The sequence below is a fragment of the Pelagerythrobacter aerophilus genome (genome assembly GCF_003581645.1).
GTDB classification, from domain to species: domain Bacteria; phylum Pseudomonadota; class Alphaproteobacteria; order Sphingomonadales; family Sphingomonadaceae; genus Pelagerythrobacter; species Pelagerythrobacter aerophilus.
In genome coordinates this window covers 1-5,732 of sequence record NZ_QXFK01000003.1, presented here as the reverse complement: position 1 = coordinate 5,732, position 5,732 = coordinate 1, and the positions used below count along the sequence as shown (strand labels likewise).

Sequence of the window (5,732 nt, the reverse complement as noted above, 5' to 3'; positions counted from 1 at the left end):
TCTGTGGATGGCTCCCGCGTTGCAAGGGCAAATGCGATGTGCTGGCGCTTGGGTCGGGTGCAGACTTCTGTCCGGCCTGTTGATGCAGCCATGAAGTAGACTGCTGGCCCTGATGGTGTCCGCGAACTGGGTCCCGAACTGGTTTACAGGCTGTATCGCCTCGGCCATTCGCTGGGTTGTCCCGGTTCCCGGTCTGACCGGTTCGCCATCATCTCGCTTTGCTCTCACAACTCCTGAAGTGGCTTTCGCCGCTATTCCGTTTTGCCTCTACGCCGCCAACGCAGGCACGTGGCGCTCACGATAGACTTCCCCGCGGGTCATGATGGCCCAGACGATTCTCGCTGTTTTGTTTGCCAAAGCCACGGTGACCACCCGTGCGGGCTTGCGCGCCAGCAAGGCGAGAACGTTGGGATCGACCGCCTCCGGTTTTCTTTTCGCGTTCCGCACCACTGCCGTCATGCCGACCACCAGGAGCTTACGAAGATACCTGTCGCCCATCTTCGAGATGCGGCCGAGCCGCTCTTTGCCGCCGCTGGACTTCTGAAGCGGGGTTAGCCCCAGCCAGGCCGCGAACTGCCGGCCAGAGCGGAACTGAGATGGATCACTGACCGACGCTGCGAGTGCCGTCGCTCCGATCGGGCCAATGCCCGGGATCGTCATGAGGCGGGTGGCAACGTCGCTCTTGCGCTGCCACCCGATCAGATCACGTTCGATCTCCCGTACCTGGGCGTGGACATCGAGGGCTTGCTGCGACAGCCGCTCAACGATGCGAAGAGCATCGGACGGCACGTCAGGCGCTTCCCCGTCGACGATCGCACGTGCCTTCTCCAAAGCTCGATTGATGCCTTGGGGGATGTCGATGCCGAACTCGGCCAAAAGCCCTCGCATCATGTTGATTAGCTGCGTGCGCTGCTTGACGAACAGATCCCGCGTGCGGTGCATCGACAGCGCCGCCTGCTGCTCCGCTGACTTCACCGGCACAAAGCGCATCGTGGGGCGCGTCACTGCCTCGCAGATTGCTTCCGCATCCGCAGCATCGGTCTTGCCGCGCTTCACGTAGGGCTTGACGTAAGCCGGCGGCATCAGCCGAACCTCATGGCCCAGCTTGATCAGCTCCCGAGCCCAGTAATGCGACGTGCCGCAGGCCTCCATGCCAACCACGCAAGGCGGAAGCTTCTCGAAGAAGGGAAGCATCTGCGAGCGCCGCAATGCCTTGCGAACAACGGCCGTGCCCTGTGCATCTACGCCGTGAACCTGGAAAACGTTCTTGGCCAAATCGAGACCGATCGTGCTAATATCCATCTGGGTGGCTCCCATTTTGCTCGTGAATACCTGACGGTCTTCACACCTTGGCACCTAGATGCCGTGAGCGGGAGCCATCCACCTCATCTGGTTTGACGTGCGCCTCCGGGGTTCCGATGGGCGCGATCTCCTGCTCCACCACGCCCTGACAACCAGAAGCGGAAGCCACCACTGGTCCGAGGGAAGCGCTGACGCTCATGTCGCGAGCATCTATCCTAACATCGTCGTAGACGACGTGCGCGGTTTGACTTCTGATGGAGCGGTGCAGGTCGTTCAGTTCCAGCTCAAGGGCCTGCACAATTTCTTCTATTATGATTTCACCGAAAGTCTTCGGGGCTTTGGAGCCACGCCCGAACAGGTGGAGGCCCTTCGATCGCTTCGATATAAATCAGGAGATGACGACGGGCCGTTCGCTCCTCGAGAAATCTATGTGGTTCATGACTTCCCAGTGCTGATCGATTTTCGTGTGGAAGATCGCGCGTATCAAGTCTGGCAAGGTGGCCGGTTCACTAGCGGCTCGGTGGTGTCGGTGAATGCGATGACATACCCGGTAGCGAGCATAGCGTTTGACCATCCAGTCGATATCGAGTCTGCCTTGGATCGGGTTTGGGAGTGGAGGCGGTTCTATGCTCAGATGGCGATGAGCCCCCTACCGCTTGAGGCGATCGCAGTCCGCGGCTCCCTAGATGTAAAAGCACCGACAGCAAATCTGTATCTGCCAAATATTGATCAGCACCCAGTGGAGGCCGATGGGTTAAACAAGTTGTCCCCTCGGCACCTTGCGCTCAATTTTTGGAAGGACCGTCAGGCTTTATCGGATTGCATGACAAAGTGGCTCGAATGCGAGAATGACCGAAGGCGTTTCCGTGTCCGGGTTGATCGAGTGATCGAGCGAATGAACCGCCGCGTAGATCCTAACGATCTGGTGGAAATTGGCAGCGCGGTGGACAGCCTTTCTACACTCGCCGCCAATTTGCAGCTTCCCAACGGGGTTCTCTCTAAGATGGTGGATGCTGCCCACGCTGTGGCCGAGGAAGGGAAAGCCGGCATCGATAGAGATCGCATAAGCGGGCTTTTGGGTTCGCTCCAACGCCCAAGCCTCGCCAAGCGCTTCACAGGCTTGGGAGCTGAAATTGATCCACCGCTCGAAAAAAAGGATGTAGATTTGCTGGCGAAGACCGCAGCGCAGATCCGCAACGCTTCGGCGCACGGGGGTGCGATTAGCGATCAAATTCAACCTCGCGTAGCTCCGGCAATCCAAGCAATCACTGCGCTCTGCGTTAGGTTCGACTTGGAGACCTGCGGCTTTCCATCCCGATCTTCTGCCGACGCGCGAGTGATCAGCAAAGTCAGGTTCGATGATGGGCTGAATCATCTGAAATCTCTCGAGCGGAAGGTCGAACAGAAGCCTGTCAGCCTGCTGACCAAGTAGCCCCCGCAGCAGAGGAAGAGGGCCAGTGAAGTGAAAAGAGCGGCAGTAGCCAGATCTTCAGGTCGCGGCTGGGCAAAGCGATCATCATCGTGCCAGACGGAGCGCAAACTTGCAGCCATTGATAGGCCGGGAACAATGGTGTGGCTCCGAACCTCCGCAGCGACAAGGCGCTTAGTTTGAATATAAGGCTCACTTGCGACCGCACGGCAACGAAGTTGTGTACAGGTTCGCCAAGGGCGGCGTCCACGAGAGCTAGTCGCGCCATTCAGAAATTATCGTTATGAAATCATTTAAGGCCAATGAGGCTGTTGGCGACCGACTGAGCCTATATTTCGCGGATGCCAGACCATACTTGCATGGATTGAGACGTGTTCCGCAAGTCGACAGGCTGATTGATGCCGAAAGTTTCTCTCGCTTTCTCGAAGCGCTTCGGGTTCCGCTACGACATGCAGAGGAAAGTGCTTGCGCCAACCCTTGGACGACGTCCTGCCTTCAAAACGATGAAGTGCGAAACTGCGCAGTACTGGCCGACCTATGGGACCGTAGAAAACACGGACGCCAGGCGCAGGCTTTCCTAGCTGGGTTCTTTGCTCAGGCAGGAAGCCATCTTCCGGACGATGACGAACTTGCGAACGGATATACGGTCCAAACAGAGCACTGCCTGAATGGCGCCATCACGGATCGTGTGGACATCACCATTGAAACCCAGTCATCCGTTATCGGGGTCGAAGTGAAAATTTTCGCATCGGAACGCGATAACCAGCTGGCGGACTATCGGACCGCAATCGCGGCGCGGGCGAGGCTGATGGGACGCGAAAAACACGAAGTGGTTTTCCTTTCGCCCTACCGATCAAGAGACGAAGCTATTTTTGTACCGCACATAACTTGGCGAAAGCTTGCGGATATCGCGGAGCAAGCCAACCCATCCACTCACTCTGGCTGGCTGATAAGTCAGTTCGGCCAGCACTGCCGAACGCTGGGGATATGACAATGGAACAGGATGAACTCGATGCGCTCATCTCAGAGAATATAGCCGATCTGGAATTGGCACTTACGCGCGTTGAAGAGGTGATCGACCCTCGTCTGAATGAAGCGGCGTGGAAGGCGCTAAAGCGAGGCCTCGCGGATGAAGACTATCATTTCGAAGACGATGACGATCTTGATGGGGCCTGGTTCGCACCGCGTACTTGGCTCGACAAGGACAAGGACAGCGATCCTTGGTTCAGGCTGACAGCGGATGATTCCGATCATAGAACATGGCTAGCCAGCTACATCGCCCCGAGGACGGATCGCGAGGCGATCGGCATCCAGTGGTATCACGACAACCTTTATGTGAAGGATTACAAGCAAATTCTTGAAGCGCACGCGGACGACCTGCGCGATATTGAGAGCGCGGGATTTCGTCGTGACGGCAATCGGATTTATCTCCCCATTCAATTCGATGCCCAGAAAATAGCCCAGGGACTTCGTAATGATGATCTGGCGGAGGCAATGGAGCCTGTACTCCGCGCTGCTGAGGCCCTGCTGGCTGCGCGCGAAGCGTTTCAGCACCTCAGGGACGCGATGGTGGCAAAGGCTAGTGCTTAAGGAGCCTTAGCAGGCAAACCAGATGAGGTGGATGGCTCCCGCTCACGGCATCTAGGTGCCAAGGTGTGAAGACCGTCAGGTATTCACGAGCAAAATGGGAGCCACCCAGATGGATATTAGCACGATCGGTCTCGATTTGGCCAAGAACGTTTTCCAGGTTCACGGCGTAGATGCACAGGGCACGGCCGTTGTTCGCAAGGCATTGCGGCGCTCGCAGATGCTTCCCTTCTTCGAGAAGCTTCCGCCTTGCGTGGTTGGCATGGAGGCCTGCGGCACGTCGCATTACTGGGCTCGGGAGCTGATCAAGCTGGGCCATGAGGTTCGGCTGATGCCGCCGGCTTACGTCAAGCCCTACGTGAAGCGCGGCAAGACCGATGCTGCGGATGCGGAAGCAATCTGCGAGGCAGTGACGCGCCCCACGATGCGCTTTGTGCCGGTGAAGTCAGCGGAGCAGCAGGCGGCGCTGTCGATGCACCGCACGCGGGATCTGTTCGTCAAGCAGCGCACGCAGCTAATCAACATGATGCGAGGGCTTTTGGCCGAGTTCGGCATCGACATCCCCCAAGGCATCAATCGAGCTTTGGAGAAGGCACGTGCGATCGTCGACGGGGAAGCGCCTGACGTGCCGTCCGATGCTCTTCGCATCGTTGAGCGGCTGTCGCAGCAAGCCCTCGATGTCCACGCCCAGGTACGGGAGATCGAACGTGATCTGATCGGGTGGCAGCGCAAGAGCGACGTTGCCACCCGCCTCATGACGATCCCGGGCATTGGCCCGATCGGAGCGACGGCACTCGCAGCGTCGGTCAGTGATCCATCTCAGTTCCGCTCTGGCCGGCAGTTCGCGGCCTGGCTGGGGCTAACCCCGCTTCAGAAGTCCAGCGGCGGCAAAGAGCGGCTCGGCCGCATCTCGAAGATGGGCGACAGGTATCTTCGTAAGCTCCTGGTGGTCGGCATGACGGCAGTGGTGCGGAACGCGAAAAGAAAACCGGAGGCGGTCGATCCCAACGTTCTCGCCTTGCTGGCGCGCAAGCCCGCACGGGTGGTCACCGTGGCTTTGGCAAACAAAACAGCGAGAATCGTCTGGGCCATCATGACCCGCGGGGAAGTCTATCGTGAGCGCCACGTGCCTGCGTTGGCGGCGTAGAGGCAAAACGGAATAGCGGCGAAAGCCACTTCAGGAGTTGTGAGAGCAAAGCGAGATGATGGCGAACCGGTCAGACCGGGAACCGGGACAACCCAGCGAATGGCCGAGGCGATACAGCCTGTAAACCAGTTCGGGACCCAGTTCGCGGACACCATCAGGGCCAGCAGTCTACTTCATGGCTGCATCAACAGGCCGGACAGAAGTCTGCACCCGACCCAAGCGCCAGCACATCGCATTTGCCCTTGCAACGCGGGAGCCATCCACAGA

Annotated in this window: 5 protein-coding genes; 4 read left to right on the top strand and 1 reads right to left on the bottom strand. The window is 58.4% G+C overall.

Going from position 1 to position 5,732, the window contains the following annotated elements; translation table 11 throughout:
- Positions 1-267: 267 nt before the first annotated feature.
- Entirely contained in the window at positions 268-1,302 is a 1,035-nt protein-coding gene (locus D2V04_RS00335) for an IS110 family RNA-guided transposase (protein WP_119511379.1), read from the bottom strand.
- 235 nt (positions 1,303-1,537) lie between these two features.
- Here D2V04_RS00335 and D2V04_RS00330 point away from each other — a divergent pair, with 235 nt between their 5' ends.
- The 4 genes from D2V04_RS00330 (at position 1,538) to D2V04_RS00315 (ending at position 5,465) form a co-directional block, all read left to right on the top strand.
- Complete coding sequence (locus D2V04_RS00330; RefSeq protein WP_147391737.1) at positions 1,538-2,734, top strand: hypothetical protein; 1,197 nt, start codon at positions 1,538-1,540, stop codon at positions 2,732-2,734.
- 280 nt (positions 2,735-3,014) lie between these two features.
- Positions 3,015-3,722: a PD-(D/E)XK nuclease family protein gene (locus tag D2V04_RS00325; RefSeq protein WP_119511405.1), complete on the top strand. Its 708-nt coding sequence runs from the start codon at positions 3,015-3,017 to the stop codon at positions 3,720-3,722.
- A gap of 2 nt (positions 3,723-3,724) precedes the next feature.
- Positions 3,725-4,321, top strand: a complete 597-nt coding sequence (locus D2V04_RS00320) for a hypothetical protein (RefSeq protein WP_119511404.1) — start codon at positions 3,725-3,727, stop codon at positions 4,319-4,321.
- Between the two features lie 109 nt (positions 4,322-4,430).
- Complete coding sequence (locus tag D2V04_RS00315) at positions 4,431-5,465, top strand: IS110 family RNA-guided transposase (RefSeq protein ID WP_119511379.1); 1,035 nt, start codon at positions 4,431-4,433, stop codon at positions 5,463-5,465.
- Positions 5,466-5,732: the final 267 nt, after the last annotated feature.

What these genes read in the sequence shown, in the direction of transcription:
- D2V04_RS00325 (WP_119511405.1), top strand. Translation starts at nt 3,015, where the DNA reads ATGAAATCATTTAAGGCCAATGAGGCTGTTGGCGACCGACTGAGCCTA.
- D2V04_RS00335 (WP_119511379.1), bottom strand. Translation starts at nt 1,302, where the DNA reads ATGGATATTAGCACGATCGGTCTCGATTTGGCCAAGAACGTTTTCCAG.
- D2V04_RS00315 (WP_119511379.1), top strand. Translation starts at nt 4,431, where the DNA reads ATGGATATTAGCACGATCGGTCTCGATTTGGCCAAGAACGTTTTCCAG.
- D2V04_RS00320 (WP_119511404.1), top strand. Translation starts at nt 3,725, where the DNA reads ATGGAACAGGATGAACTCGATGCGCTCATCTCAGAGAATATAGCCGAT.